At 52.0% G+C, this 26,856-nt stretch carries 26 protein-coding genes and 2 pseudogenes; 17 read left to right on the forward strand and 11 right to left on the reverse strand.

The window, feature by feature from the left end; all coding sequences use genetic code 11:
• The first annotated feature begins 43 nt into the window (after positions 1-43).
• Positions 44-1,150, forward strand: a complete 1,107-nt coding sequence (locus tag P6M73_RS14450; RefSeq protein WP_277853726.1) for an IS30 family transposase — start codon at positions 44-46, stop codon at positions 1,148-1,150.
• A 177-nt stretch (positions 1,151-1,327) separates the two neighbouring features.
• Entirely contained in the window at positions 1,328-1,915 is a 588-nt protein-coding gene (locus P6M73_RS14455; RefSeq protein WP_277855790.1) for a Crp/Fnr family transcriptional regulator, read from the forward strand.
• A 156-nt stretch (positions 1,916-2,071) separates the two neighbouring features.
• On the opposite strand, the gene P6M73_RS14460 is transcribed toward P6M73_RS14455, so the two are convergent.
• Positions 2,072-2,380 carry a hypothetical protein gene (locus P6M73_RS14460; RefSeq protein ID WP_277853727.1) on the reverse strand — a complete coding sequence of 103 codons (309 nt, stop codon included), beginning with the start codon at positions 2,378-2,380 and terminating at the stop codon, positions 2,072-2,074.
• Entirely contained in the window at positions 2,380-2,595 is a 216-nt protein-coding gene (locus tag P6M73_RS14465) for a hypothetical protein (RefSeq protein ID WP_277853728.1), read from the reverse strand. The genes P6M73_RS14460 and P6M73_RS14465 overlap by 1 nt, the downstream gene beginning before the upstream one ends.
• 435 nt (positions 2,596-3,030) lie before the next feature.
• On the opposite strand from P6M73_RS14465, the pseudogene P6M73_RS14470 reads away from it, so the two are divergent.
• From P6M73_RS14470 to P6M73_RS14505, 8 genes and pseudogenes are all read left to right on the forward strand, one after another.
• Positions 3,031-4,640 (forward strand): annotated as a pseudogene (locus P6M73_RS14470) (IS1634 family transposase).
• A gap of 346 nt (positions 4,641-4,986) precedes the next feature.
• Entirely contained in the window at positions 4,987-6,585 is a 1,599-nt protein-coding gene (locus P6M73_RS14480) for an IS1634 family transposase (RefSeq protein WP_277853731.1), read from the forward strand.
• A 211-nt stretch (positions 6,586-6,796) separates the two neighbouring features.
• Positions 6,797-7,291 (forward strand): annotated as a pseudogene (locus P6M73_RS17060) (IS21 family transposase); the annotation flags it as partial.
• 3 nt (positions 7,292-7,294) lie between these two features.
• Positions 7,295-7,582, forward strand: coding sequence for a Mu transposase domain-containing protein (locus P6M73_RS17065; protein WP_489666508.1), 288 nt, complete (start codon positions 7,295-7,297; stop codon positions 7,580-7,582).
• Positions 7,583-7,598: 16 nt separating this feature from the next.
• A complete protein-coding gene (locus P6M73_RS14490) occupies positions 7,599-7,892 on the forward strand; it encodes a hypothetical protein (RefSeq protein ID WP_277853733.1) in 294 nt (97 codons plus the stop codon).
• Positions 7,880-8,599, forward strand: coding sequence for an IS21-like element helper ATPase IstB (istB, locus tag P6M73_RS14495; RefSeq protein ID WP_277853734.1), 720 nt, complete (start codon positions 7,880-7,882; stop codon positions 8,597-8,599). The genes P6M73_RS14490 and istB overlap by 13 nt, the downstream gene beginning before the upstream one ends.
• Before the next feature lie 318 nt (positions 8,600-8,917).
• The gene (locus P6M73_RS14500; RefSeq protein WP_277853735.1) at positions 8,918-9,892 is read left to right on the forward strand and encodes a hypothetical protein; all 975 of its coding nucleotides are present in this window, start codon (positions 8,918-8,920) and stop codon (positions 9,890-9,892) included.
• A 507-nt stretch (positions 9,893-10,399) separates the two neighbouring features.
• Entirely contained in the window at positions 10,400-10,855 is a 456-nt protein-coding gene (locus P6M73_RS14505) for a hypothetical protein (protein WP_277853736.1), read from the forward strand.
• A gap of 590 nt (positions 10,856-11,445) precedes the next feature.
• Here P6M73_RS14505 and P6M73_RS14510 read toward each other — a convergent pair.
• Positions 11,446-11,637: a GlsB/YeaQ/YmgE family stress response membrane protein gene (locus P6M73_RS14510; protein WP_277853737.1), complete on the reverse strand. Its 192-nt coding sequence runs from the start codon at positions 11,635-11,637 to the stop codon at positions 11,446-11,448.
• A 292-nt stretch (positions 11,638-11,929) separates the two neighbouring features.
• Positions 11,930-12,157, reverse strand: coding sequence for a hypothetical protein (locus tag P6M73_RS14515; protein ID WP_277853738.1), 228 nt, complete (start codon positions 12,155-12,157; stop codon positions 11,930-11,932).
• A gap of 262 nt (positions 12,158-12,419) precedes the next feature.
• On the opposite strand from P6M73_RS14515, the gene P6M73_RS14520 reads away from it, so the two are divergent.
• From P6M73_RS14520 to P6M73_RS14545, 6 genes are read left to right on the forward strand one after another with little or no spacing between them, the layout of a single operon-like run.
• Entirely contained in the window at positions 12,420-12,548 is a 129-nt protein-coding gene (locus tag P6M73_RS14520) for a hypothetical protein (RefSeq protein WP_277853739.1), read from the forward strand.
• Entirely contained in the window at positions 12,541-13,101 is a 561-nt protein-coding gene (gene folE, locus P6M73_RS14525) for a GTP cyclohydrolase I FolE (protein WP_277853740.1), read from the forward strand. The genes P6M73_RS14520 and folE overlap by 8 nt, the downstream gene beginning before the upstream one ends.
• 14 nt (positions 13,102-13,115) lie before the next feature.
• A complete protein-coding gene (gene folP, locus P6M73_RS14530) occupies positions 13,116-13,964 on the forward strand; it encodes a dihydropteroate synthase (protein ID WP_277853741.1) in 849 nt (282 codons plus the stop codon).
• Positions 13,957-14,328 carry a dihydroneopterin aldolase gene (gene folB, locus P6M73_RS14535; RefSeq protein ID WP_277853742.1) on the forward strand — a complete coding sequence of 124 codons (372 nt, stop codon included), beginning with the start codon at positions 13,957-13,959 and terminating at the stop codon, positions 14,326-14,328. Before folP ends, folB begins: the two co-directional genes overlap by 8 nt.
• Positions 14,321-14,794, forward strand: a complete 474-nt coding sequence (folK, locus tag P6M73_RS14540) for a 2-amino-4-hydroxy-6-hydroxymethyldihydropteridine diphosphokinase (protein WP_277853743.1) — start codon at positions 14,321-14,323, stop codon at positions 14,792-14,794. The genes folB and folK overlap by 8 nt, the downstream gene beginning before the upstream one ends.
• Positions 14,794-15,270: an HD domain-containing protein gene (locus P6M73_RS14545; RefSeq protein ID WP_277853744.1), complete on the forward strand. Its 477-nt coding sequence runs from the start codon at positions 14,794-14,796 to the stop codon at positions 15,268-15,270. Before folK ends, P6M73_RS14545 begins: the two co-directional genes overlap by 1 nt.
• A gap of 352 nt (positions 15,271-15,622) precedes the next feature.
• On the opposite strand, the gene P6M73_RS14550 is transcribed toward P6M73_RS14545, so the two are convergent.
• From P6M73_RS14550 to P6M73_RS14580, 7 genes are all read right to left on the reverse strand, one after another.
• Positions 15,623-16,690, reverse strand: a complete 1,068-nt coding sequence (locus P6M73_RS14550) for a hypothetical protein (RefSeq protein ID WP_277853745.1) — start codon at positions 16,688-16,690, stop codon at positions 15,623-15,625.
• The gene (locus P6M73_RS14555) at positions 16,677-19,037 is read right to left on the reverse strand and encodes a PEP/pyruvate-binding domain-containing protein (RefSeq protein ID WP_277853746.1); all 2,361 of its coding nucleotides are present in this window, start codon (positions 19,035-19,037) and stop codon (positions 16,677-16,679) included. Before P6M73_RS14555 ends, P6M73_RS14550 begins: the two co-directional genes overlap by 14 nt.
• 40 nt (positions 19,038-19,077) lie before the next feature.
• Positions 19,078-19,977 carry a UbiA prenyltransferase family protein gene (locus P6M73_RS14560; RefSeq protein WP_277853747.1) on the reverse strand — a complete coding sequence of 300 codons (900 nt, stop codon included), beginning with the start codon at positions 19,975-19,977 and terminating at the stop codon, positions 19,078-19,080.
• Positions 19,961-20,824, reverse strand: coding sequence for a phosphatidylserine decarboxylase (locus P6M73_RS14565; RefSeq protein ID WP_277853748.1), 864 nt, complete (start codon positions 20,822-20,824; stop codon positions 19,961-19,963). Before P6M73_RS14565 ends, P6M73_RS14560 begins: the two co-directional genes overlap by 17 nt.
• Complete coding sequence (locus P6M73_RS14570) at positions 20,821-21,438, reverse strand: CDP-alcohol phosphatidyltransferase family protein (protein ID WP_277853749.1); 618 nt, start codon at positions 21,436-21,438, stop codon at positions 20,821-20,823. Before P6M73_RS14570 ends, P6M73_RS14565 begins: the two co-directional genes overlap by 4 nt.
• Entirely contained in the window at positions 21,435-23,963 is a 2,529-nt protein-coding gene (locus tag P6M73_RS14575; protein ID WP_277853750.1) for a PEP/pyruvate-binding domain-containing protein, read from the reverse strand. Before P6M73_RS14575 ends, P6M73_RS14570 begins: the two co-directional genes overlap by 4 nt.
• Before the next feature lie 345 nt (positions 23,964-24,308).
• Positions 24,309-24,899, reverse strand: a complete 591-nt coding sequence (locus P6M73_RS14580; protein WP_277853751.1) for a CDP-archaeol synthase — start codon at positions 24,897-24,899, stop codon at positions 24,309-24,311.
• A 303-nt stretch (positions 24,900-25,202) separates the two neighbouring features.
• Between P6M73_RS14580 and P6M73_RS14585 the strand changes: the two genes are divergently transcribed.
• A complete protein-coding gene (locus tag P6M73_RS14585) occupies positions 25,203-26,519 on the forward strand; it encodes a pyridoxal phosphate-dependent aminotransferase (RefSeq protein WP_277853752.1) in 1,317 nt (438 codons plus the stop codon).
• Positions 26,520-26,856: the final 337 nt, after the last annotated feature.

The raw sequence follows: 26,856 nt of genomic DNA on the forward strand, positions 1-26,856 counted from the left end.
CGGTATAATGTAGGTGACTAAACAAACATTAAGGAGCAAAGCTATGAGCCACCTCTATTCTAACACCTCGGTCTCCAGAAAGAAATACTCTCATTTATCCTACAAGGATCGTCAACAACTCGAGGGGATGGTTCGATCAAACCATCTTCTTGCGAAGCATAAACAAATGACCCAAAAACACATGGCGACGGTCTTACAATGCAGTGAGGCTACTGTAAGCCGGGAGTTGAAAAAAGGGCGAGTTGAACTCATGAACTCCGATTTGACCCTCTATGTGTCCTACTCCGCGGATATCGCGCAGGAGGCATATGATTATGCCGCCACCAACAAGGGACCTGCCCTCAAAATTGGCGATGACCATGAGTTTGTTGCTTATGTAGCTCATAAGATCCTTGAAGAGCGCTGGTCTCCGGATGCTATTATCATGGACTTGAAGAAAAAGGAAATCATGCCATCCAAGACCCTTGTTTCAACCCGTACTCTGTATAACTACATCAGCAAGGGGTATATCACGGATGTTTCCAATCAAAATCTGCCCCGGGAAGGGAACCAGACCAGGCGTACGTATCGTCGGGTTAAACGTGCCAATAAGGTGTTGGATGCCCCTGGCATCACAGAGCGCCCAGTGGAAAGCACTGAACGAAGTGAACCCGGGCATTGGGAGATGGATTGCATCGTATCAGGCAAAGGCAAAGGGCTCGCAGCCCTTCTGACGCTGAATGATCGGATGACAAGGGAGAGCCTGGTCTTTAAGATTGCACGGCAAACCCAGGACGAAGTTTTGAAGGTACTTAACCGGCTGGAGCGTAGGATGGGGCGAGTCAAATTCAGTGAGATGTTTAAATCGATCACCGTGGATAACGGCTCTGAGTTTCTCGACTGGAAGGCACTGATCCGATCGGTGACAGGCAGTAAGAAGCCTCGGACAAGAGTTTACTTTTGTCATCCGTACAGTTCTTGGGAGAGAGGAACCAATGAGCAGAACAATGGATTGATCAGGTACCACATCCCAAAGGGGGCTGCCATTAAAGATTATAGCCATGCTCAGATTCAGGAACTTCAGGAGTGGCTGAATAATTACCCAAGACGGGTATTGGGCGGATTGACAGCATACGAGGCAAAGGCCCTGTATCATTCTGGCAGGATGTAGCATCCCTCGACGGAGCCCACCGGTCAAGGTCAGGCCCAATCGGGTTAACAACCCTGACCGAAGGGCCCCGTCGAGGGGAAGGACACCATCCAGAATGAAACTACATTTATGTTTGCTTAGCTAAAAAAGTCTTTCACTTTAAGTTGCAATTCGGAAAAATCTTTATAAGGTGAGGATATACTTGCTAACCTTAAAAGTGGAAAGTTTAAAGTCACGTCTTATAAGAAAAGTAGCGTTGTTCATTTTGATGGAGAAACATGTAGTAAATTAGAGATAATCTTATCTGGCAGGGTTGCAGTAGATCGCATTGACGAGTCTGGAAATCTGCTTACAATCTCAGAGTTTTACAAAAATGATATTTTAGGCGGAAACCTCTTATTTTCAAAAAATCCTTATTATCCCATGACTGTATTAACAAAATTGCCCACGGATATATTGGAAATTGATAGAGAAGCGTTGTTTGAATTGTTCTGTAATAATCCTGTCTTTTTACGAACATACTTGGAACTTACTTCCGACCGTGCATTCATTCTCGGAAATAAGATAAAGCATTATATCAATAAAACAATACGCGAAAGCATTATGAACTATCTCAATTATGAAAGCAAAATTCAAAATTCTAACCACATCAAACTAAATACGACCAAAAAAGCTCTTGCAGAAAAAATCGGGGTTCAGCGTACATCTTTATCTCGAGAGTTAGCAAAAATGAGAGAAGACGGGTTGATTCTATTTGATACAGATTCAATTACTCTTTTGAAGTAATAAATGCCTTATTGCTTTACAGTAACAAATCTCCAATCTGACCACCCACCGACATCAAAACAATTCACCTTATGTGGCCTAATTTGCACTAAATCCTAAACGTATGTGGAAACAGATCAACAGGATTTTAGCTTTTTTGAGGTTCGTGAAAATTTATCAACCTTTGATTTTTTTCGCCACATCAAGTGCTTTTTTCCCGTAGGTAAGAATAATGCCACCAACTGCCAATGCCCCTCCACCAGCTCCAGCAGCGACTTTTTTAGCCTTATCTTTTCTATCTTCGTGCTTTGCAAGGCATCTTACACAATATTTCTCAGTATCATCAGACAGCTGTGTATAACAATCTTTGCACACATAAACTAACAGACTTCCACATTTTGAGCAGAATGCCTCTGATTCTTTGCAAGTAATTTTCTTCTTATGAGTCTCACACGACTCATTGCCACAACCTTTTATTTTTCCCATCACTCGTTCTCCTTTGAAACGCCAAGATAGATCGTCTTATCAGGTGCATTTAATCGCTTGTTAAACTCTGATACATCGAGCTTCAATTTAGCCCTTGATTTCCATACACCCTTTTCAGTTCCGGTATCTGTTTTATCGCATTGTGCAAGTAAGCCTGCGTTCTTCGCTACGGTACCTTCAATGAAATATGAATATTCGTTGAGGACAGTTGACATAGCCGCCAATTCACCCTCATTGCAATAGATTCCAGCTCGAAGCATTGTGGCCTGATGTATGAATGCAAATGACTGATTGATGCTATTAATGCGACTATCGATTAAGCCGACACTTTTTCCTTTACCAATTGTGTATGGCAAAATAGAAACTAGCCACTGTGGAAGCTAAAAATCTTACCAGGTGGAAATCAAATACTCCACTGCTAACCCCCGAATAATGTATCCTTTTAGTTGGCAATAACTTTAAGGATGGTACAGGAGATGTTAACAATGGAGCACGTTTATCATATCAGATACCACCTGGATTCCCGGTTTACCTAACGAGGAATCCTTTCTAATTCCTCTAAAACTATTGATATCACTTACTTTCTATCTATTAAACCTTGCGAATATCCTAGTTATGTGTTACACTATACATAACTAGGAGGGCGTATTATGGCCATTGTTAATCAGTTCGATAAGCGCAGCGGAATTACCTATGTTTATGAATCAGTTTCCCATTGGGATAAGGAAAAACAACAGCCTCGGTCCAAACGGTCGCTCATCGGCAAACGAGATCCGGTCACCGGCGAAATCATCCCAACGGATGGACGGGGTAAAAAACGTCGGAACCCAGAGGCGGGTACAACTGAAGTCAAGCCTGGCCCTGTGCCCTTTACCGTAGCTGATCGTAAGTTCTACGGTGCCACGTATCTGTTGGATCAAATCGGAGACTCTCTCGGGCTTACAGAGGACCTCAAGGCTTGCTTTCCCTCTCTCTACAAGCAGATTCAATCCATCGCCTATTATCTGATCCTGGAGAGCGATTCCCCCTTGTTTCGATTTGAAAAATGGAGTACGCTCCACCGGCATCCCTATGGAGCCAATATCCCATCTCAGCGCAGCAGCGAGCTGTTTGCGGGCATCTCGGAAGAGTCCAAACAACGTTTTTTCAGCTGTCTTGCCAAGCGCCATCAGCCCGATGAGTATTGGGCCTATGACACCACCTCGGTGTCGAGTTATTCCCAAACCCTTCGTCAGGTCCAGTACGGTAAAAACAAAGAAAGTGACCCCCTGGCGCAGCTGAACCTGGCCTTGGTCTTTGGACAAGACTCAGGGTTGCCGTTTTATTACAGAAAGCTCTCTGGCAACATTCCAGATGTCAGCACGATCAAAAATTTGCTGGCTGATTTCAAAGTGCTGGGCTTCGATAAAGTCAAGTTGGTCATGGACCGGGGATTTTACAGTGAAGCCAATATCAATGCGCTTCTTGGGGAGCGACTGAAGTTCATCATTGCCGCTGGCACGCATCTGGCCTATATCCGAAGACATATCGACGGGATCTATGACAGCATCCGATCCTTTGAAAACCTGGATGAGCAATATGGCTTATACTCCTCAACCATTCTGACTGACTGGGAGTTTCAAAAAGAACGCCCCAACAAGAAAGATGTCATCCGAGAAAAACGCCGGGTCTACCTGCACGCTTACTTCAACATTGAAAAATACGCGGATGAAGAAGCTCATTTTGATCGACGACTGCTGTCGATGAAGGGGAAATCCTAAGCGGAAAACGTAATCCCGATCATGAGACGTTCTACAAGAAATACTTTGAAGTGACAGATACCCCGGTAAGGGGCATTAAAGTTACCGTGAAAGAAGATGTGGTCAAACAGACGAAGCGCTATTTTGGATTCTTTGCGCTGATGACCAATGAAAAGATGGATGCCATCACGGCTTTGACGCTGTATCGGAATAAAGATCTGGTGGAAAAGGCCTTCGGCAATATCAAGGAACGGCTCAATCTGAGGCGACTCTTGGTTTCCTCAGAAAAAAGCCTGGATGGAAAACTCTTTGTGGCCTTCGTCGCGCTCATCTATTTGTCCTACCTCAAAAAGCAGATGCAGGATAAAGGAATGTTCAAAGATTACACAATGCAGTCTCTGCTGGACAAGCTGGACGTCATAGAGTGCTTTGAAAACCCAGGCCATGACTTGAGGGTTGGTGAGATTCTCAACAAACAGAAGTTGATCTATGAATTCATGGGTGTTGAGACCCCTTCATAGTTATGTGTTCCGGGAATCCAGGATACCAGTTCAATGAAAAAGGAAAAAGCATTCGACAGATCGCAAGGGAAACCGGTCACGCCCGGCAGACCGTCAAAAAGATCGTAGAACAGGAGAACTTCAGCAAACCAGACCCCATTAAGCGACCACGCTGTAGCAAAACAGACCCTTATCGAGATCGGGTTCGTCGCTGGCTCATCGCCGACCAAACCGCACCCCGTAAACCCTGGATTCCCGGCGAATTATAACGGGGAATGCTGGAAATCGTTGATATCACTGGATTAGCAGCATAATTTCTCTTGATTTTGCCTCATAAACACGTTATAATTATAACGTGAGGTGGCGCATGAATATCATCGATGTCAAAAACAAGAAAAACGGAGTTATCTACGTCTACGAATCCATCGACTACTGGGACAAAGAGAAGAAACAGTCTCGAAGTAAGCGTGTTTGTATTGGCAAACGTGATGAACAGGGCAATCTGATCCCTTCCAAACGACTCACTCAACCTCCGGTCTCCACTGTGATTAAACCAGGGCCGACTCCATCTACTTCCACTCGGCATGGTTATTTTGGCGCTACGTATCTGTTTGATGCGATCGGGGAGCAGCTGGGCATCACACAAGACTTGAAGGCATGCTTTCCGCAGATTTATAAGAAGATCCTCTCCGTGGCCTACTATTTGATTTTGGAGGACCGCAACTCCCTTCTTCGTTTCCCGAAATGGGATAGGACCCATTTTCATCCACATGGGGCCTGCATCTCTTCCCAACTAAGCAGTGATCTGTTCTCGATGATTACGGAAGAAGCAAAAGAACGTTTCTTTCGCTTGCAGGGCAAGCGCCGGATGGAAAATGAATATTGGGCCTATGATACCACCAGCATTTCGTCCTATTCAGAGTCTCTCAAACAAGTCAAATATGGGATGAACAAGGATCATGATCCGCTTCCCCAGATTAACCTGGCGCTGCTCTTTGGAGAAGACTCAGGCTTGCCGTTCTACTACAGAAAGCTGGCCGGCAACATCAGCGATATCTCGACCCTGAAGAAATTGCTGGCCGACTTAAAGCAACTTGATTTTGGCAAAGTTAAACTGGTCATGGATCGTGGCTTTTACAGTGAAGCCAACATCAATGCCCTTTATCAGAACAACCTGAAATTCCTGATTGCCACCAAAGTATCCCTGAAGTTTGTGCGAAAAGAATTAGACAAAGTCAGAGACAGCATAAAAACAAGGACCAACTACAACTCAATCTATCAGTTATACAGCCATTCCACCGCCATTGAATGGAACTACTCTCAAACAAGACCCCGCAAAGGCGATGTCATCAAGGATACTCGCCGCATGTATCTGCACATCTATTACAGTAGCGAGAAGGCGTTGGAACGTGAGAGCCGCTTCAATCTGATGCTGGATCAGTTGGAGGCTGAGCTTACGAGCGGAAATCGAAAACCAGAGAACGAGAAGCAGTACGCCAAATACTTTGAACTGTCAGATACCCCGGTACGTGGAATCAAGATCATTCCCAAACAGGATGCCATCACTCGAGCTGAAAAGGACTATGGCTTTTTCGCGCTGTTAAGTAACGACATCAAGGATCCCATCATAGCCTTGGATATTTACCGTAACAAAGATCTGGTCGAGAAGGCGTTTGGGAATCTTAAAGAAAGGCTCAATCTGAGGCGAACTGCAGTCTCATCTGAAAGCTCGCTGGACGGAAAGCTGTTTGTCCAATTCATTGCCCTGATTTTTATGTCCCATTTGAAAAAGACGATGGCCGATAAGGGTCTATTCCAAAACTACACCATGCAGGAGCTACTAGACGAACTTGATGTCATAGAAGCATTTGAAAATCCAGGGAAGGCTCTCCAAGTAGGCGAAGTGACCAAGAAGCAGGAAGGCTTGTATACGAACTTGGGAGTAGACCCGCCATCCACGTTATAATTTTTCGGGAATTTAGGGTAAACAGCGCCATACCGCCCGCAGGGTCTTCCATCGCCTCAGGCAAATCGAAGAGTGCCAGGGACGCGAGATTACCGTCTCAGAGCGTTCAATCCGCAATCTGGTGATCGAGCTCAAGGCGGAATTAGGCCAGACTACCATCGCCTCACTGCCGCTTCTGCACCCCGCTGGCGAAGCCTAGGTTGATTTTGGTGAAACTGCCTTCTACGAGCGGGGCACCTATCACGAGGGGTTCCATCTGGCACTGACATTACCCCATTCCGATGCCAAGTATGTGCAACTCTTTAAGGGGCAAACCTTTGAGTGCCTGGCTCAGGGACTGATCGATATTTTCCATCACATCGGCGGCGTCCCGCGAGTCATACGATTTGACAATATGTCGACGGCGGTCAAGGCCATTAAGGCCTATGGCGAGCGAGAGGTAACTGATAATTTTCGGCGATTGCAGTGCCATTTCGGATTTGAGAGCAACTTCTGCAACCCGAACTCCGGGAATGAGAAGGGGTCGGTGGAAAACTACGTCGGCTACAGCCGTCGCAACTACTTTGTGCCGGTGCCCGAGATGACCGATCTGGTTATGTTTAACCGGGAACTACTGCCAAAGTGTGATAAAGACCTGAAGAGAGAGCACTACAAACTCGAGCGACTGGTCTCAGATCTTTTTGAGGAGGACAAGATCAAACTAAAGCCGCTGCCACAATACCCCTTTGAAGTCAGCAAGCATGTCCTGTGCCGTACCAACGCCTACGGAATGGCCAAATTCGCGACCAACAGCTACTCGACGGGTGGACATTTGGCCAGACGCGACGTGACACTCAAAGTCGGCGCTCATACCGTGACGGTATTGGATCCGGCGCAGGGCGAGGTAGTCACCCACCCTCGTCTGTATGGAAAACATAAGGAATCGATGTATTGGGGGGCCCTACCTGGATGTCCTGGCACTCAGACCCACTGCACTCAAGTACAGTGGATTCTATGAGGGGCTCCCCGGCGAGGTGAAGAACTTCCTGTCCGAATGCGACCTGCCAGGCAAGAAGCAAATTTTAGGCGCCGTTTCAAGGGCAGCTCAGGCTGAGGGCATCGACAGATCCGTCTGCGCGCTCTCAGACGCCCTCTCATTCTCGCCCAAGGATGCCGACAGCTTTGTATCAGCATATGGGTTTGCCTTGCAGGGGCCTCACCAGGTTCCCAAGAACATCGTGCCGGCAGATCTACCGTCTCTGACCGAGTATGAACTGAACTTCAAGGCTTACGGCAAGCTGATGGGAGATGGGCAATGCAAGAGATGATTCGCAGCCTGTGCAGGCAGCTTCGGATCGGCTCACACATTGCAGAGAGCTACAGCCAGATCCAGGCAGCCTCACAAGAGGAGTTCCTGTTAAAGGTTCTTACCGAGGCGGTCGCCACCCGCGAGGTGGAACGAAAGAACCGGAATATTCAACAAGCCGGGTTTGATCTAATCAAGTCAATTGAATCTTTTGATTTCTCGGAGATGACACTGCCAGGAGGGGTGTCACCGCAGTCTCTGAAGGCTTGTAAATTTGTTGAGAACAAGCAAAACCTGATCCACTATGGCAAGCCGGGGAGTGGCAAGACGCATTTGGCCACCGCCTTAGGCGTGGAGGCCTGCAGGGCCGGTTACAAGGTACTTTATTTCAAAACTAGCCGCTTGGTCAATCTGCTGAGCAACGCCCGTAAAAATGAAACAGAGGTTAAATTCTGGAAAAAACTGCGCCAGACCGATGTCTTGATCCTGGATGAATGGGGCTACATCCCCTTCGAGAGAACCGGCACTCAGCTGCTGTTTGAAGCGATCTCTGAGTGCTACGAGAAACGGAGTGTGATCATAACGACCAATCTGCCCTTTGACGAATGGAACACGATATTTTACGACCAACGGCTGACAACGGCGATCCTGGACCGGCTGGTGCATCATGGACTACTCCTGATGCATGATGGACCTAGTTACCGCGTACGGCATTCAGAGATGAACTAACCAACCTCATTGGGGGTGGTAAATTTCTTAACTTCCACACTGGTAAAAAAACGTCTTGCCAAACACACGACAAAGTCCATGGAACGACAGAAAAGTACCGCTCGCAAGTGTTTCAATGGAAACACGAACACTTGCGAGCGGTATTCTATTACTCAGGGGACCTACAAAAATACCCGGTAGCGATGTTACTGCCACCCAGGACGAGCTCCCCGTCTATGATGCCTTCGGCGATATTCATCAACATTGTCATAAAAATGTCACTTAATCACAAATCAGGATGATATGATAGACATATCAAATTAGGGGGTGTGGTGCATATTGAAAAGGGATTCTGGTCAAAAACTTCTAAAGGTGATTCTCTGCTTATCTATGGTACTTTCTCTGTATTTGTCACAGACCTCAATAGCATTCGGGAAAAATGTTGATAGGCAGGAAGAGGAAATACAATACCTGTTCAAGTCTAAACAACCTAGAGATCATATCAAAGCTTTTGAGATAAAAGAAAAAAGAGGAGATAATATCTTTAAATCGGAAACGAATTATTTCAAGTCTCTTCAAAAATCTCAAAAGGAACTTATCTTTGAAAACATCAATAATCCAATGGCTCTAAGTCAACTAGATCAAATTCATAAGGAAGTTGAAAAATATAAAGATAGCATAGAAGAAGATAAAAATAAACCTGTACAAGAACTTCGAAATATCGGATATTCTGATGAGCAAATTGAAATCCTTAGAACGTACGATCGTTCTGACATTTCAACTACAGCTCTATCACCTAATCTAATTGTCTATGGTGATTTTGACAATGAAACATTAACCTCTACATCAACAAAAGTTCGCCTAATTGTATGTTTCGATTGGACTGAAGGAAAAAGAGGTGCACTTCTTAGTGTCAAAGATATATTTGCAGTCGCATGGAACAATGATATGGTCCCCATTGATTCAAATACATGGAGTGTTATTACTTATTGTTTCCGTACTGGAGCCCCCAATATGACTGTTAGTGAAAAAGTATTACCAGAGTCTACTAACTCAAATTACATTACATTTTGGACAGCGTCTTCCAGAAACGGGATCATGTGTGACATTGATTCAGGAACTATAGTCACGATGTTAACAAAAAACAAGAGAATTACAGATACTATTGCATATGCTAGTTACGGCGCGGGTGCAGTCGGCATAGTCCCTGGCTTTTCAATTGGCTATCCAGCAGGTGCTGGTATTTCCATTAACTTCGATTATAGAGTGGAAAAGGTTGGTGCTGTTAGAGTATACCAACCCTCGGCATATTAACTATGGAATTTATAGGTATTGTTCTTGTTGTTTTTGCTTACTTCATTGAGTTTCGTATTACCAATGGAGTAACTCCAGTAGGTTTATCAGATGTCATATTTTATATTTTTGTACTTCTGAGTATTCGATCTATCAGGATAAAGCATTAGATGACCTTAAGCGACTGATGACAGATGGGACATATGCTTTTCTCCATACTCCGAACAAAAAACACGCTGATCGGGATTCCATTCTAAAATGTATTTTGATATACTGATCATGCTAATAACTTAGTAAGGATCCTCCCTGACGACTCGGCGCGAACCATAGAGTCAGGGAGGGTCTCTTTTTGCCCACCACAATATTATTAGGGACACTATATCCGTCTATTTACGGATAGACAAGGCTGGCTACCCTTCTGGACAAGGAACAATAGCAGTAACAGTCAAGTTATATTTTTAATATGTTTATTATATGATAATTTAATGATAGACTCCTGATAAAATATACCCAACAAAGGAGTCTGTTATGTTACTAAAAAACTGGAAGAAAATCCCGTTGTTAATGACATGCATCCTGGTCATTTCTTTCTCAGGACAATCCGTTGCCAGTGCAGAGATTAAGGAATCACCTCGTATGTCAAACAACCTTGTGATGAATGAACTGATTGAATCGGTAGATCAGATTCTAGTTAAGAGCAACAATGGTACTTTATTAGTAAACAGTGATCAACTGCTCGATATTATCGACAGTAAATACGAACAGCTGCAGACAATCGAATACTTTTCACCCATGAGTAAGGAAGAAATCTATCAGGACATTTCAAACCAAATACTAAAATTTAATGAAGAACCTGTTGAAACTAACTCCACGATAAGCTTTTCTTTAAGCTATTTCCCCGATTCTACTAAATATTGGTGGGGCTACGGTTATCGTTTTTATTCAAGCGATCAAGCTCGGGCGTATGCAGACAATGTAAGTTAAAAGCTCTGATCGGCGCGACTGCGACCGCCATAAAAAGCGCTTTGTTCGGCCCTGGAGAACCACTCATTACTGGAACTGGAATCCTGTGGAGTGCTTACAGGATAACGCTGGCTGAAGATGTACGAAAAAACGCGGATTATCACAACCGGCTGGCACTGGATGTTTCGTGGGTAGCGATCTACAAATTATACTCATTTTAAGGGGTGGCGGCTATGACTGACAATTTCATCATATTAATTGCAATCTATGGAATCGGCTTTATTCTATACCTCTTGTTCGGGAGAAAACTAAAAGCCAAGTACCCTCCTTGGGTGCCAGTATTTGCAAATGGGTTTGAGCTGGGCTTTCTGGTTGCTGCGATCATATTTTCCATTATATAAGTGACCAGAAAGTTTTTTGCAATGATAACGCATGGAGTATCTGAACGTGAAAAGGTGCTGCTGCAGCCTCGAGAGGCTTGCAGCAGCACCTTCCATTTTTTGATCATGAGTCGACCGGATGGTTCGGCTGACTATGGATCCAGACGAAGTTCTGTGAGTCTGATGTACGAATCATCCCAGAGTAGCAGGATAAGTGTTTTATCGTTAAGTCTAGAATCCTCTGCCGGTAACGAGTCGCTTCAGGAAAATCAGAATCGCGGCTCCGATCACCGAGAACAGAAGACCTTCCATGCTGAAGTCGTTAAAGCTCGTTTTAAAGAAAGTTGAGGCCAGCCAGGAACCGAGGAAGGAACCGACGATACCGACAATGATGTTCATAACAAGGGATTTTTGATCATTCATGATAATCCCTGCGATCCAACCTACGATTGCACCAAAGACTAACCATAATATAATACCCATAATATACCTCCAAAATGTTTTAATATTTATCCAAAGTCCGTACGGACGATTGGTCGTTTCAAAAGGCGTTCGATTTTTTCATTCCTGAAAATTTTTAATGATCGGATGGTTCACTTAATTTTGACCGCAGGAAACACATCCTTGTGTCGATCCGGTTCACCCGAGCTGATGATCGGCTCTCTTCACCGGTTTGGTATTTGAAGGAACGGCTCTATCCGATGGATGCCTTATTTTACTCTTCGGGCGGTGCGGTCTCCGATTGATCCATCGTCAGTTCTTCCGTCTGGTTCTCCGGTGTCTGACCTGGGATCGTGGGAACGCCGGTCGATTTTATTTCATAGCGTCTGGCCTGATTGACCGGGCGGTCGATCACGTCATTCTTCGTCAGATGATCTTTCTGCGGCTTAACATCCTTGTTAAAGTCATACGTTTCTCTGAGATCTTTTTTCTTCTCATTCATGATGCGGCCTCCTGGAGAAATTGTTTGTTCTTGATGTTTTTATTATAATCCATTATTTAGGATATAAATAAAAACAAAAATTGATTGAAGTTATTAATACGTAAATATTGTATCGAACGTTTGTATTTCGTCATAATCCGTTCATTTCATAGCCTATTCGACCATATATTATCCGCAATTTTGAACAGAATGAAAAGCATAAGCCTGGTGATTCATCTGAACTCCACCAATATTGCTATATCCGCCATGGTTTGGTGGTAAAATGGAAGTAATCAGAAACGCTTACGTCCGATGGCAGCGGCTCCCAGTGGGAGCGGTGCGCTGCTCGTATTCCGGCTCGCTGTTTCAGGACAAAACCAATAAGCATCAGAAGGAGACCCATTATGGATAAACAACGAATTGAAAATGCCGTCCGCGAGATCCTCTCCGCCATCGGCGAAGATCCCGATCGCGAAGGTCTGGTGGATACGCCAAAGAGAATGGCGAAAATGTATGAAGAGATTTTTTCAGGATTAAGCGAGGATCCCAGTGATCATCTGGCCGTCTACTTCCAGGAAGAAAAATATGAAGAGCTTGTTCTGATCAAGGACATCCCCTTCTACTCCGTGTGCGAGCATCACCTGGTTCCATTTTTCGGAAAAGCCCACGTTGGGTATCTGCCAAAAGGCGGCCGACTCACAGGACTGAGCAAACTGGCCCGGGTCGTGGATACCGTCGCCAAGCGCCCGCAGCTGCAGGAACGGCTGACCTCAACCATTGCCGATCTGATCATGGAGAAGCTGGAACCCTATGGGGTCATGGTGGTCATTGAAGCAGAACACATGTGCATGACCATGCGCGGCATCAAAAAGCCGGGATCCAAAACCATTACCTCCTGTGTCCGCGGCACGCTGGCCTCTGATCCCAAATCCAGATCAGAAGTTCTGTCCATGATCATTAAGTAGCAGGGAGGCACGTCATGAATCAAGTCAAACGGCCCGTAATTACCATGAACTGCCGCAACCGGCAGCTGGCCTTTGGTGAGAAGACACTGATCATGGGCATTCTCAATGTGACCCCGGACTCGTTCTCGGACGGCGGAGACTTCACCGACGTCGACCGGGCCGTGGCTCATGCCCTGGCCATGATCGAGGAAGGAGCGGATGTCATCGACCTGGGCGGAGAATCTTCCCGACCGGGGCATGTTCAGATCACCGCCGAAGAAGAACTGGGACGGATTCTTCCGGTCATCGACCGCCTGACGGCGGAAACCGGCACGATCCTGTCTTTGGACACCATCCGCTCCGAGGTAGCCGAACAGGCCCTGCAGCATGGCATCCACATGATCAATGACATCTGGGGACTCCAGGGGGATCCCGCCATGGCACAGGTATGCGCCCGCTACCAGGCCCCGGTCGTCATTATGCACAATCAGGATGGAACCGATTATGACGATCTCATGGCCGACATGGTCCGGTTCTTCAAAAAATCACTGGCCATCGCTCATCAGGCCGGAATCCCCGATGACCAAATTATCCTGGATCCTGGCATTGGCTTTGGAAAAACACCGGAACAGAACGTATACGTCATGGGGCACCTCGAGCCGATCATCGAGCTGGGCTACCCCGTGCTTCTGGCAACCTCCCGGAAAAGCACCCTGGGAAAAATTCTGGATCTTCCGCCCAAGGAACGGATGGAAGGCACCCTGGCAACGACAGTCCTTGGAATCGCCCAGGGTGCAGATATGGTTCGAGTGCACGATGTAAAGGAAAATTTGCGAGCTGCGAAAGTAACGGATGCAATCATCCGAGGGAACTGGCATGGATAAGATCTTATTGGAAAATATGCATTTTTATGGCTATCACGGTGTGCTGGCCGAAGAGAAAGTATTGGGACAGAAATTCTTCGTCGACGCCCAGCTGCTGCTGGATCTGAGACAGGCCGGACGGACCGATGACGTGAATGATACGGTCAGCTACGCACAGGTCTATCGGCTAATTGACGCCATTGTCACGGGAGAACGCTTCGATCTGCTCGAAGCCCTGGCCCACCGGATCTGCGGTCAGATCCTGGCGGCCTTCGACAAAGTGGAAGAAGTCCATTTAACAGTGAAAAAGCCGGGCGCCCCCGTAAACGGCCACTATGACTACTTTGCCGTCACCGTAGTGCGGAGGCGAGCGGATTATGACTAGGATATACCTGGGTCTGGGCAGCAATCTGGGCGAGCGCCGGGAAAACATCGAACGTGCCCTGGAGCGGCTCAGCGAGCAGGTGCGCTTGACGAAACGCTCCTCCTTCTATGAGACGGAACCCGTTGGCTATGATGACCAGCCCTGGTTCTACAATATCGTCGTCGAAGGCGAAACCGATCTGGAACCGGCTGAGCTCCTGCGCTTCACCCAAAGCATCGAACAGGGCATGAAACGGGTGAAAACCATCCGGAACGGTCCGCGCAACATCGACGTGGACATCCTGATCTACGATGAGATTCGGGTTAAGACAGACACCCTGGAAATCCCTCATCCCCGCATGCGGCAGCGAGCCTTCGTTATGGTTCCGTTGTCTGAAATTGAGCCGGATCTCGTGATTTACGGCACACCCCTCCGGGACATTCTGCAACAGCTCCAGGGTGAAGCCATCCGGAAAGTGACCGACTGATGGAACGCGTCGACTGCATCCTGCAGGATCCGGTTTTTCTGGAATACCTGAAAAAGAACGAGGCCGCGGAACAGACCCGAATCTTCTGCCACCATGATCTTCCCCATTTTCTGGACGTCTGCCGCATCGCCATGATCCTTAATCTGGAGCGGGGACTGAACCTGGAAAAGGAAATCATTTACGCAGCCGGTCTGCTCCATGACATCGGCCGCTGGATGGAATACGAGAACGGCACGGATCACGCCCTGGCCAGCGCCCAGCTGGCGGAAGCGATCCTTAGGCGCTGCGGTTTCCCAGAAGACCAGACCGATCAGATTCTGGGGGCGATCCAGGCTCACCGCAGCCGGGACCATGCCACAGCCCTCAGCAAAATATTGTACGAAGCCGACAAAGCCTCCCGCATGTGCCACACCTGCCCCGCCCGGAGCCAATGCAAGCATTTCCTCCATGGCGAAATCTTCCGCATGAAATACTGATCCGGATCCTGAGCGGCATTTTAGGCCGGCAGCCCATCGTCTGATCAGCAAACGGTATCCTGAACCAAATAATCAATGAACCAAATAAGCAGAGAACCAACGAATCAATTGGTTAACCGATCCAACTGCCTAACTTAGGGTAACCCTTAAGCCGTACATTTTGCTTATTTGCTTATTTGCCTATTTGCTCCCTTGCTTATTTGCTCCCTTGCTTATTTGCTCCCTTGCTTATTTGTTCCCTTGCTTACTTGCTTACTTGCTTGCTTGCTTACTTATTTATCACCCTTGCTCAAACACAGCGCCCCACCCGGCGGAATCTCAGGGTGGGGCGCTGTGTTTCATTCGATTGAACTCACCGGGAGGTGTCCAGATCCAGACGGTAGAGCCCGTAATGGGTCGTGGCTTCGATCAGCTCTTTTTCAAACCCGGAGGTGACCTTGCCCTTCTGCATCAGGGTGGATACCGCGGGCAGGCCTTTGGCTTTGAGAAATTCCAGCGTTTCGCAGTAGAGGGCTCCGCTCAGCCCTTCATAGCCATGCCTGACACCGGAATAAGACAGGACGATGTGCCGGGGCCAGAGCCGGGTCCGGATCAGATGGATCAGTCGGACGACGGTGCTGCCTTGAACCAGGTCGTTCTGATAGTCCGGGAAGGAGATGAAGAACCCGACGGGAAGCTCCCCATCATAGGCCAGAACAATCAGCCGGGGATCGCTGATGGATTTCAGGTCCCGGAACATGGCAATGAAATTTTTCGACGATATGGGAACAAACGCCGGAAAATCCCGGTAGAGTTCCATCAGCAGGCCATGAATATCTTCCAGGTACCGGTCAAACTCGCGAAAATCCGGATGGATCAGCCGGATTCCGCGGCTCTGCATCAGACGCCGGCGCTGTTCAAACCGGGTCAGCGCATGATCCGGCGGAATCGCCCGGTAGTAATGGGAGGAATACTGACTGATCAGGCGGAACCCGCCCTGCTCAAACAGACTGGGATAGTACGGCAGGTTCTGCGGCTCACCCATGAACACCCGGTCCGGCTGATCCTGCTTCAGGCGGTAACCCACCCAGAAGCTGACATCCACCGGGCCGGTGACCGAAGTTCGGCCCAGGCGGAGCGCTTCTTCCCGGGCTCTCTGAAACAGGGCATTGGCACAGGCGGGGGCATCGATGCACTCAAAATACCCCAGAAACAGCGTATCCAGGCCCGGACTGGCCGTCAGGGTCATCCGTCCCACCACCTGGTTCTCCCGGCGCAGCAGAAAATGACGGATTTCGGCCGTATCCGACAGCGGATGGCTGCCCTCCAGAAACTGCCGCACCACAGCCGTATTCTGATGGTGTCGCCGGCCGTAGAGCGCCCGCGGCAGGTTTAGAAAGTCGATCCTGTCCTGTTCGGTTTGGACTTCAATTACGTTCATGTTCTTCCAGCCTCCTGATTTCCCCGGTCTGACCATTGATCTGTACCCGCTCCCCGTCCCGGAAGCGCCGGAGTGCCCCCGGAATTCCCACCACCATCGGCTTGCTCAGCTCCCGGGCAATGATGGCCGTGTGGGACAGCAGGGAACCCTTTTCCGAAATGATCCCCGCCGAGCGGGTGAGCAGAAACACCCAGCCGGGATCGGTCTGGCGCGTCACCAGGATCTCATCCGGCTCCGGCATCACCCTGGATGAATCCTCAACCCGTCGGATTCGGCCCCGCGCCATGCCTGCGGAGACCCCCACGCCCATAATCGGTCCCGACTGAGAATCCGGTGCCTGAACGGCATCCGGCAGGATCCGGTCAAAGGCCGGACCGGCGAATTCCAGCCGCGAGAGCATCGGCAGCCGTCCGAACTGGTCATACCGCTGCCGCCGTTCTCTCACCGCCTGTTTCAAATCACTTCCTCCGGTCATTGCTTCCTGTTGAGTCAGCCAGAAGACATCCCTGGCATCGTCCAGTTCCCCGGCCTGAACAAGGAGCTCGCCCAGTCGCAGGAATATTCCCCGGGCCATGCCGAAAATCCTTGTCCGGTTCAGCCGGGAAACTTCCCGGTTGCGAATGGCCCGGGCGGCGCGGCGGTAAAGCCATCCGCCCAGACCGCGAGGCATGACCGGCGGTTGGTCGTCCCGGTCATCGGTCAGATTCCCCTGGGTCTTCAAGGCCCGCAGGGTCTCAGCCAAAAGTACCGGATTTGTCCGGAAGGTTCTGGACTCCAGCTTCAGTTCCTCCAGATAGCGATCCCCGTATTCCGCCAGATAGTCCCGCAGCAGATCCGGAAAGGGTCCCGACTTCGCCAGATTCTGCTGAATTTGAGTCGCATCCGTCAGTTCCAGCAGCTGGGTCGGGGCGATTCGCGCCATATGCCCCAGGAGCTGTACCGGCCTGAGACTGGCCACTTCCCCCAGCCGGGTGATTTCCCCGGCAAAGGCAGAGGCGTCCCGCCCCCTGAATCGTCGGAGCAGACCGGTCAGCACAAAGGCATGAAGGTCATTGAGCAGGGTAACATCCCAGCGGCTCAGCAGCTCCGCCTTCATCCGATCGTACCGCTGCCTGAGTTCTTCCCGGGAGAGCTCGGTTACCGGAGACTGCTCCAGCTCCCGGCGAAACGCCTGAAAATCCCGATCCAGCCGGTCCATCTCCCGGGGTACTGAGGCCAGTGCCCGAGCCAGCCGAATCAGACCGCAGGCCCGCTGCAGCGGACTCAGAGCGATCTCGGCCTTTGGAATCCCTCGCTGATTCACCCCCATCATGTCCTGCCACAGCGGAATATACCAGGAGGACAGCGGCAGCAGCTTCATCAGCTGATACCAGTGGTTGATCTGGTAATACATCCGGCCCGAGGAGGCCGTGACCATCTCCCCCGCCAGGGTTTCCAGCGCCGGGGGCAGACTTTGTCCGAACATCCGGGACATCAGTCCCCGGAAAATGCCGGCATAGGCGGTCCGGGCAAAGTCAATGGACAGCGGCAGGGTCAGCCCGGGATAGCTCTCGGACAGGTTGCTGTTGTCCAGAACGGTGACCTCTTCTGACAGCGCGGTAATGGGACGAGCCTGCAGCAGCCAGAGCTGTCCCTGCGCCAGGGCGAATTCCGCATCCACCGGCCAGGGAAAAGCCTGACTCAGCGCCAGACCGACCTCGATCAGCGTGCGGCGCTGCGGGGCAGACAGCTCCGGCGAGGCGGGCTGGCGCATTATCAGTTCCGTCTTGTCCTGTCGATGGTAAATCAGAGTCGTCACCGGAACCTGATCCGTCACAATGCCGCTGCCCACGCCATAGCCTGTCACCACCGTCAGTTCATTGAGCAGTCCCTGAGGATTGACCGTGAACAGAACTCCGGAGAGCTCGGGCTCGACCATCTCCTGCACAATGACCGTCATTGCCCCGGCCAGCGGCAGCCCCCGGGCCGCGGCAAAGGCCCTGACCCGCTCGGCTCTCGCGGAGGCCAGGCAGTCGCCGATGCGCTCAGTCACTTCCCCGGCGGGCACCCGCAAAAATGTTTCAAACAGACCGGCCATGGCTGACTCGGCCTGGTCCTCCAGCTCGGAGGAGGAACGCACGGCGTAGTACCTGCCCTCTTTCAGAAAGCCTTCCAGCGCTCTTTGATCGGACTCCGCCAGTGACCAGGGCGCGGGATCCAAAGAGGCCTGGCTCAATGACGCCGCATTGCCTCCCTGAACCATCGGTTGAACCAGCAGAAATTCGGGCACGCGAAAGCCGGCCTTGCGAAGCAGATTCAGCGACTCGGCCTTGGATCCGATGGATCGGGGGGAAGTGATGTTATGCATGGCATTCAGTCCTCCTGGCAGTTGCTTGTTCATACATGTCTCAGGCCGGTCCCAGCAGCAGATGGATGGCTACTGCCGCCACCATGATGGATTCTGTGAGGATGGTGTAGCGCTCCACCTTGTCAATCAGCCGGAATCGGTCCGGATCCGCAATGAACCGGGAAAAATCGCGGGTCATGACGGCCACGTTGGCGGCCAGTGCCGCTGCCAGCGGCCGGTTGATGGACCAGATCAGAATCAGATTGGTCAAAATATCCACCAGCGTCAGCACCTGGACAAACCGGGTGGCCCGGCGAACCCCCCACAGACTTGAATAGGTGACATACTCCGTTTCCTCCCGGGGAGCGCGGATCTTGCGGGCCACCTCCCAGATCAGTCCCGGAAAGTACAGGGAAAAGGCCAGAAGCACGGCCGGCAGCGTGACCGCCGGCAGACCGTACTTGATGACGGTAAAGGAAATGATGTAGAGATTCAGGATCATCAGCACCGGATTGTGGGTCACCACCGCCAGCAGCAGACTGTTTCGGATCCGCTCCCGGGCAAAGAACCAGACCGACATGGCCAGGCCGTAGCCAAACAGCAGCAAAAACCAGACCAGATTGTTCATCCAGAGGAAGTTGAGCACCAGCGCCGGTGCCAGGACCAGAACCAGCAGCCCCCTCAGGTCGCTTTTCCGGACCCGCCCGGAGGGCAGCGGACGCTGCGGGAACATCAGCCGGTCGGTCTCATAATCTTTGAAATCATCGGCAATGCGCAGAAACAGAAGAAAGGCAAAAACGGTAAAGACGCCGATGAGTTCCTGATGATTCAGGTCAAACCGGGTGACCTTCTGGTTCAGCAGCAGGACAAAATAGATTTCGAAGAAAACCAGGCCGGCGACGAACAGCCGGGGCAGAACCGGATACATCTCCTTCAGGTAGATCCTAAGTCGCCCCCACATACGTTCCGATCCTTTCGCCCTGGCGCACCCGGACCTCATGACCTGCCGCCGTTTCGCGGATCAGATCCAGATCGGGCTGCACCATGCCTTTCTGATACAACAGAATAATGGTGGATCCGCCGGGCTCAAACCAGCCCCGTTCCTGGTACTTCACCGGCCGCTGGGCCGCATGGTAGCGGATCCGGCCCACCAGGAGCGCTCCGACTTCCATGACCCCCACCAGACCGCGTCGGGTTTCCAGGATACTGTAGCGTCGCTCATTTTCTTTCAGCACCGGTTCGCCGTCGGACAAAGCAGACACCGTGTGGAGCCGCCCAGGGATCTTGCGGATGGGGCGTCCGCTGAAGGCGCCGTTCTCCGTATAGAGAAAGCGGTGGCAGTCATCCAGCGACAGCCGGATCAGAAACAGGTGCCCGCCGCGAAACAGCTCGGCGGCCTCATGGCCCCCCATCAGTTCGCGCAGGGTATACAACCGGCCCTTGACCCGGACTTTGAGGTCTTCTCCGATGCGGTGAACCATGACTTTGCCGTCGCTGGGACTGATGATCTCATCGGGCTCCGCGGCGGGCAGCGCATCCTTTTTGTAGGCGCGCAGGAAAAAGTCACGGAAATGATCATAGGGATAGCCCTCGAACAGCTCCGGATCAATTCCATGGGCTGCCATCAGAGCATCGATCCGCCTGCGCCGGTACAGCTTCTCCAGCACCCAGGCCCCCTGGTCGGAAAAATTGGTGCCCAGAAAGATCGATCGAATCGGTCGGGCCCAGTTTTGATAAAGCAGACGCAGCAGCGGGCCGCCAAAGGGCCGGTCCTCCCCATAGGAATTGGTTTTCCGGTCATAAATCATCGCAGGATCACCTCCGCCGCGTACAGCAGCACCATCAGGACCGCCAGTCCGAGAAGCCGCAGGCTCATGGCCCGATCCGGCTTTCTGACCTTCAGATCAATGACAAAGGCGGCCGCAACGGCCACCAAGGCCAGCGGCCAGACCACCCCGGTGACCACCGGCGGCAGGAAAGCCAGGGGCAGGTACAGCAGGGGAAAGATCAGCGCCGCATAGGTTACCGGCAGGCCGTGATAAAACCGGCCGTCCCGGGTCGACTCCGTGCCCTTGAGGTTGAAATAGGCCAGGCGGATGATGGCCGCCAGGACATAGAGGGCCGCGCAGCCCAGTACCAGAGGCCCGGTTCCGCAAAGTCTCAGGGTCAGCACCGCCGGCAGGGCAGCAAAGGACACCATGTCGGCCAGGGAATCGATCTCCCGGCCAAAGGCTTTCTCCTCGTCGTCCCGTTGAAAGCGCTCGGCCACGGTACCGTCGAACAGATCGCACAGGCCGGCCAGAATCAGGCAGATCATCGCCTGGGCGTACTGCCCGTTCAGAGCAAAGCCCAGCCCGATGACAGCCAGGATTACACCCAGGTAGGTCAGCAGAACGGACCCATTGTATTTTCCTATGATCATAGACTCTCCTCCCGGTAAATCGTTCCCGTCGCTCCGTCCATGCTGATCCAGTCGCCGTCCCGGATCGCCTCCATGGCTCCCCGGACGCCTACAATGCAGGGGATGCCGTATTCGCGGGAGACAATGGCGGCATGGCAGAGAGCTCCGCCGTATTCGGTAATGACGCCGCTCAGCAGGGCGAACTTGCTCGTCCAGCCGGTGTCGGTAAAGCGGGTAACCAGCAGATCGCCAGGGGCAATCCGGTCGATGTCCTCCAGACCGGCGATGACCCGGGCCCGGCCCCGGATCCGTCCGCCGGAAGCGGGAAGTCCGGTCAGAACGGCCTCGTTCCAGCCGGCACCGGTGGGCAGCGGATGACTGACCGAAGCCCCCTCTCCGATTTCATTGTCGCTAGCATAGCTGCGGAAGCTTTCCGTATAGTCGCGCCCCCGGCGAACGGCGTCACGAACCTGCTCGGGGGAAAGCTTCTCCTCCAGCAGGGCCAGGATCTGCGTCATGGTCAGGAACCACAGGTCCGACGCCTGCTCCAGGATTCCGTCCTGAACCAGGAGATCGGCCAGCTTCCGACTGGTTTGCCGGATCAGGTGATAATAGCGTGTGGAAATGTCCCGGAACTCCTCGCGCCACCACAGCAGCTGCCGGATTCGCTCCACCTTCTGACTGACCTTTTGCCGGACGGTGGAACCTTTGGTCCGGCCGACGCCATCCAGCGCATCGAGATACTGCAAATGCACCCGGCGTTTGGCTGCCTCCGGCCCCGATTCATCGGGGAGCGCCAGGGCATCCCGCAGCGATGCGATGAGCGAGGCGGGATCCTCCGCGAAATCCGGCCAGGAAATATCCAGTTCCCGGTCGGAGTGGTAGCCGTAACGCTCCCAGACCGTCCGCAGCTGATCCAGACCGTTTTCCGAAGCGCCGCTGCGCAGGGCAGCGGACAGCTCCTCCGGTGAGTGGTCCTGCCAGTACCGCACCGCGGATTCGCTGCCCAGAATCTGCCGTGAAACATCCCACAGGTCATAGAACGGCCGCAGATGGGAAACGTTGGTCAGACCGCCGATGAGGTCATAGTAGCCCGCCTGGTCGGTGTGCTTTAAGATGGCATCCCGCTGAAGACTGATCTGAATCGTATTGATGAAAATCTGGCGAAAGTAAATACCTTCACTTTTCAGATACAGATCCCGCACCAGACGGATCCAGGCGGCCTTCAGGTCATTGCCCGACAAGTCTGCCAGTTCCCGGCGGAAGCTGTCGTAGCCGGTCAGGAGTTCCTGCTTCAGCGTTTCGTTCTGACTCAGGCGTTTCTTCAGAATCTGCTTCTGAGCCAGCGCCATGGACAGAAGATTGGCCGCGCGGCCCGGACTCCAGTCCGTCACCGCACCCTCCCCCGCATAGGTTGGTTCAATACCCAGTTCCTCGTCAAAGGCCCGTTCCCGGTAGCCGGGGACTTTGGCCATGGCGGCCTTGACCACGGACAGATTCCAGTACATGCGGCCGAACCGGACCAGCGACAGGCCACGCAGTTCCTTCGGACGGAGAATGCGCGATTCCAGAAGGAAGTCTTTCAGCTGGGTGTCCCAGACATACTGGTACAGGCTCAGCATCAGGGGCTTGCTGACGGTGGCCGAAACGCCTCCGTCCTTGAGGTCCGCCGTCGTCCACTGATCGGACAGTCCGGCATAGCTGATTTTCGTGACGGGTCTGGTCTGCAGAGCGTAGTTGCGCCCGCCGACCACGGCAAATTCGACATCGACCGGATGTCCGAAGAGCCTCTGGATTTTCAGAGCTGCCCGGGCCAGAACGCGGACCTGTCCGCGGCTCAGGAGCGACTCCGCTGCCGGCAGACTGATCTTGTCCCGGTACCAGTCGCAGGTGAAGGTCTGGGGGGTAGCCTGTCCCGATACCAGGGCGTCGCCCAGTCCCCGGACCGCTTCGATTACCACTTCCGTATCTGCTCCGGTATTGGGATTGACCGTGAACATGACACCGGCCAGGTCGGCCGGGACCATCTCCTGAATCAGAACGGCCAGTGACGCCTTGGCCGGATCCAGTCCCTGGTGGAGCAGGTAAGTCAGGACCGGACGCCGCCACAGCGAGCGGATGCAGTCCAGGACGCGGTCCGAAACCGCTGAGACCGACACGTTCAGCCAGGTCTGATATTGTCCGGCAAAGGACGCCTCGGCCAGATCTTCCAGCGTGCCGGAAGATCGGACGGCCCAGCTGCCTTCACCGCCCAGGGCATCCCGGATGCTCTGGCGCTCCGGCTCACTGAGCATCAGGTTCCGTGACAGCTGCTCGAGGCGATTCGCCACATCATCCACCGTATCCGGAGTCAGCCCGGACAGGGCGTTCCGGATCGGTTCCAGCAATCCCTGCTGGTCAAGCAGCGCTTCCACCGCCTCCCGGGGGATGACCCACCCCGGGGGCACCCGGAAGCCGGCGCGCGTCAGCGCAGCCAGGCCGGCCGCTTTATTGCCGCAGCTCTTCGGATCCACGGCGTTTTTCAGTTCAATCAGTTTCAGTTCCATATCTGTCTCCCCATCCATAGCGGGTGATTTGTTGTATCTCATGAATTCATTCAGGGAAAGAACCCGATCCCTGTCAATCCAGGAATCATTTCATCACGGTCTCTTTGCCGGCTATTGCTTCAAATCGGACTTTCTTCTCTGATCGTTCGCTGTCGGTTCTCCCGGCTGGCGGTTCTCTCACGGCTGCCCCCTCGCTGTCGTCTCTGTCTCGGCCGCCATCTCTGTGATCTCTGTTTCGGCCGACTGTCTCTGCAGCTGCTGTCTCTTTTGACTGTCTCTGCAGGCTCCGACTCTGTCAACTGTCTCTACCACTCTCCCTGTACTGCAAACTGATCGAATCATTCCTCAGAACATATTTTTACGAAGTTTCAACAGATACAGCAGCATATTCAGCAGGAGGTGGGTCAGGCTTCCGGCCAGGAGGGCCAGGACAAATATCCCGCCCGCGATGGGCCAAAAGAACCGGAGTACAATCAGGATTCCCAGAACGGAGTCAGCCTGGTCCCAGAAAACGAAGAACCATTTCCAGGATCCGGCCGGAGCTTTTCCCGGGGTGATGCCAAGCCGACGCTTCAACCAGGAGTTGGGCAGTTCGGCCAAAGCGTACCCCAGTCCCAGCAGTGCGCCAGTGATCAGGTTCCACTCCGGAGTATTGGATCGGATCCGATAGAGCAGGTTTGACTGCTCCAGACCGAGGGATGGCAGCAGTCCGCCCCAAAACAGCGCGCTCAGGGCTCCCAGGCCGATCATGCCGAGAAAACCCTTCCAGGTTTTGTGGTCACCCAGCAGACGATATCCATCTGACCGGATGATCCCCCGATCCATGGGGATGGCCAGGGACAGGGCCCAGGGCAGCCGGACCCAGATCATATTCAGAACCCCGGCCAGGATCGCCGGTGCCAGTGTCACATATATTTCGCCCAGTCGATTCAGCACGTTGTCCGCTCCTTCCCTTGCTATTCCTCTATATTTTAACCCACCGCAAGCCAATCGCCGTGACATTCCAGTGACAATTCACCAAAACGTCATGATTGGACGACTGCATGGATTTTTCGCCGCACGACTTCTCCGTTGCCGTTTTTTCAAAACAGGTCGTTTTCAGTTCGGCAAAACTTATGAAATCGGTAAGAAAAAGCCGAAATTATACGCTTCAGAAAGGAGTAAAGGGTTAAAAATGCGCTATAATGGAAGCGACGAAACAAATTATCTTTTTATTAATTTTTCCGGGAGGTCTTGAAATTGAGTAAACCAGTATTGTCTGCCCATTTTGAATCCAGAACCCCATCCGATGTTCGCCTGGCCCAAATGAAATACGCCGAGCGAAAAGTCAAGCCGGAAGCCGTCATTAATGTCGGCATCGGAAATGTATCCCTGCCCACCAATCCGGCCATGATGGACCGGATGTTCCATCTGGATGCCCCGGGCAGCCCCTTCAACAAGGGAGTCGTCCGCTACACCGCCACCGGCGGATTCGACGAGACCAAAGATGCTTTCATCAACATCCTGAAATCCCAGGGGTTTGATACCTCCAAGCTTCAGGTTCTGGTGACCGATGGCGGATCAACCGCCATGGAACTGCTGATTGTCGGAGTCTGCGGACCGGCCGGATCCAGCGAAAAGCCCCTCATGATGATTGACCCGGCTTATACCAACTACATCTCCTTTGCTGAACGCCTGGGCCGCAAGACGGTCACCGTCAAGCGGAAAATGAGTGTAGATGGGAAATTCGACCTGCCGGAACTTTCCACAATAGAAGCGGTGATCAAAGAAAGCAAGCCCGCCGCTCTTCTCGTCATTCCTTACGACAATCCCACCGGTCAGCTCTATGACATGACAACCATGAAGGCGCTGGCTGAACTGTGCGTCAAGTACAACCTGTGGATGGTCAGCGATGAAGCATACCGTGAACTGTTCTATGTCGACAATCCGGAACTGGTCTCCATCTGGGGAATCACCGATAAGGAAGTTCCGGGCATTGAAGGCCGCCGCATCGGAATCGAAACGGCTTCCAAGGTTTGGAACGCCTGCGGTCTGCGCATTGGCGCGATTGTAACCGACTCCCCGGAATTCGCCAACCGCTGCCAGGCTGAATATACCGCCAACCTTTGTGCCAACGCCATCGGACAGTATATTTTCGGTGCCCTGGCTCACCAGAGCAAGGAAGAGCTGAACAACTGGTGCAGAGACCTGCGCAACTACTACGGCGATACCATCAAGAGAGTATCCGCCCGGTTTAAGGAACTCGAACCCCGCCTGATTATCTCCAGCCCCGACGCGTCGATCTACAGCGTCATCGATGTCCGGGACGTGGTCAAGCCAGGATTTGATTCCATCGACTTCACCCTGTTCTGTGCCGGAGAAGGTGTAGTGGATATGGATGGGGTCAGCACGACCCTCCTTTGCGCACCCATGAAGGGCTTCTACGACATTCCCGCCGGCGAAGCCAATCCTGGATCCACTCAGTTCCGCATCTCCTACGTGGAATCTCCCGAAGGCATGATGAAGGTTCCGGAGCTGTTTGTCGAACTGCTCCGCCAGTACGAAGCCAACCGTTAATCCACTCCCTCAGGATTCCCCTGAAGGGCAATCGATCCAGCCAAAGAGGCGAAGGAACATCCCACCCGGATGTCCCTTCGCCTTTTCTTTGTCTTCCCATCATCGGGTCTTGCCATGATGAGACAGAAACGAAACCTGCTCAGCGCTGGGATTCGTGTTCCGGAATGAATGCCCCACCGGATCTCTTCGTCCATTCGCAGGAAGCACCCCCTCCGTCCTCGGAGGGTGGGTGCTGCTCAGCCGGCAGACATGAGCCCTCCAAGTCCAAGCTTGCCAGGGGTGGCCCTATGCTCCCTGGGCAGAGTGGCAGCCAAAGCTCTCAGGATCCGGATCATTC

The organism is Anaerococcoides asporogena (assembly GCF_029590275.1).
Classification (GTDB): domain Bacteria; phylum Bacillota; class Clostridia; order Clostridiales; family Clostridiaceae; genus JG1575.

Excerpts from the sequence above, each read along its gene's own strand:
- folP (WP_277853741.1), top strand. The coding sequence starts at position 13,116 with ATGAATCAAGTCAAACGGCCCGTAATTACCATGAACTGCCGCAACCGG.
- folB (WP_277853742.1), top strand. The coding sequence starts at position 13,957 with ATGGATAAGATCTTATTGGAAAATATGCATTTTTATGGCTATCACGGT.
- P6M73_RS14560 (WP_277853747.1), bottom strand. The coding sequence starts at position 19,977 with ATGTGGGGGCGACTTAGGATCTACCTGAAGGAGATGTATCCGGTTCTG.
- P6M73_RS14450 (WP_277853726.1), top strand. The coding sequence starts at position 44 with ATGAGCCACCTCTATTCTAACACCTCGGTCTCCAGAAAGAAATACTCT.
- P6M73_RS14555 (WP_277853746.1), bottom strand. The coding sequence starts at position 19,037 with ATGCATAACATCACTTCCCCCCGATCCATCGGATCCAAGGCCGAGTCG.
- folK (WP_277853743.1), top strand. The coding sequence starts at position 14,321 with ATGACTAGGATATACCTGGGTCTGGGCAGCAATCTGGGCGAGCGCCGG.
- P6M73_RS14480 (WP_277853731.1), top strand. The coding sequence starts at position 4,987 with ATGAATATCATCGATGTCAAAAACAAGAAAAACGGAGTTATCTACGTC.
- istB (WP_277853734.1), top strand. The coding sequence starts at position 7,880 with ATGCAAGAGATGATTCGCAGCCTGTGCAGGCAGCTTCGGATCGGCTCA.
- P6M73_RS14460 (WP_277853727.1), bottom strand. The coding sequence starts at position 2,380 with ATGGGAAAAATAAAAGGTTGTGGCAATGAGTCGTGTGAGACTCATAAG.
- P6M73_RS14465 (WP_277853728.1), bottom strand. The coding sequence starts at position 2,595 with ATGTCAACTGTCCTCAACGAATATTCATATTTCATTGAAGGTACCGTA.
- P6M73_RS14515 (WP_277853738.1), bottom strand. The coding sequence starts at position 12,157 with ATGAATGAGAAGAAAAAAGATCTCAGAGAAACGTATGACTTTAACAAG.
- P6M73_RS14575 (WP_277853750.1), bottom strand. The coding sequence starts at position 23,963 with ATGGAACTGAAACTGATTGAACTGAAAAACGCCGTGGATCCGAAGAGC.
- P6M73_RS14505 (WP_277853736.1), top strand. The coding sequence starts at position 10,400 with ATGTTACTAAAAAACTGGAAGAAAATCCCGTTGTTAATGACATGCATC.
- P6M73_RS14545 (WP_277853744.1), top strand. The coding sequence starts at position 14,794 with ATGGAACGCGTCGACTGCATCCTGCAGGATCCGGTTTTTCTGGAATAC.
- P6M73_RS14565 (WP_277853748.1), bottom strand. The coding sequence starts at position 20,824 with ATGATTTATGACCGGAAAACCAATTCCTATGGGGAGGACCGGCCCTTT.
- P6M73_RS14550 (WP_277853745.1), bottom strand. The coding sequence starts at position 16,690 with ATGAACGTAATTGAAGTCCAAACCGAACAGGACAGGATCGACTTTCTA.
- P6M73_RS14570 (WP_277853749.1), bottom strand. The coding sequence starts at position 21,438 with ATGATCATAGGAAAATACAATGGGTCCGTTCTGCTGACCTACCTGGGT.
- P6M73_RS14510 (WP_277853737.1), bottom strand. The coding sequence starts at position 11,637 with ATGAATGATCAAAAATCCCTTGTTATGAACATCATTGTCGGTATCGTC.
- folE (WP_277853740.1), top strand. The coding sequence starts at position 12,541 with ATGGATAAACAACGAATTGAAAATGCCGTCCGCGAGATCCTCTCCGCC.
- P6M73_RS14520 (WP_277853739.1), top strand. The coding sequence starts at position 12,420 with ATGGAAGTAATCAGAAACGCTTACGTCCGATGGCAGCGGCTCCCAGTG.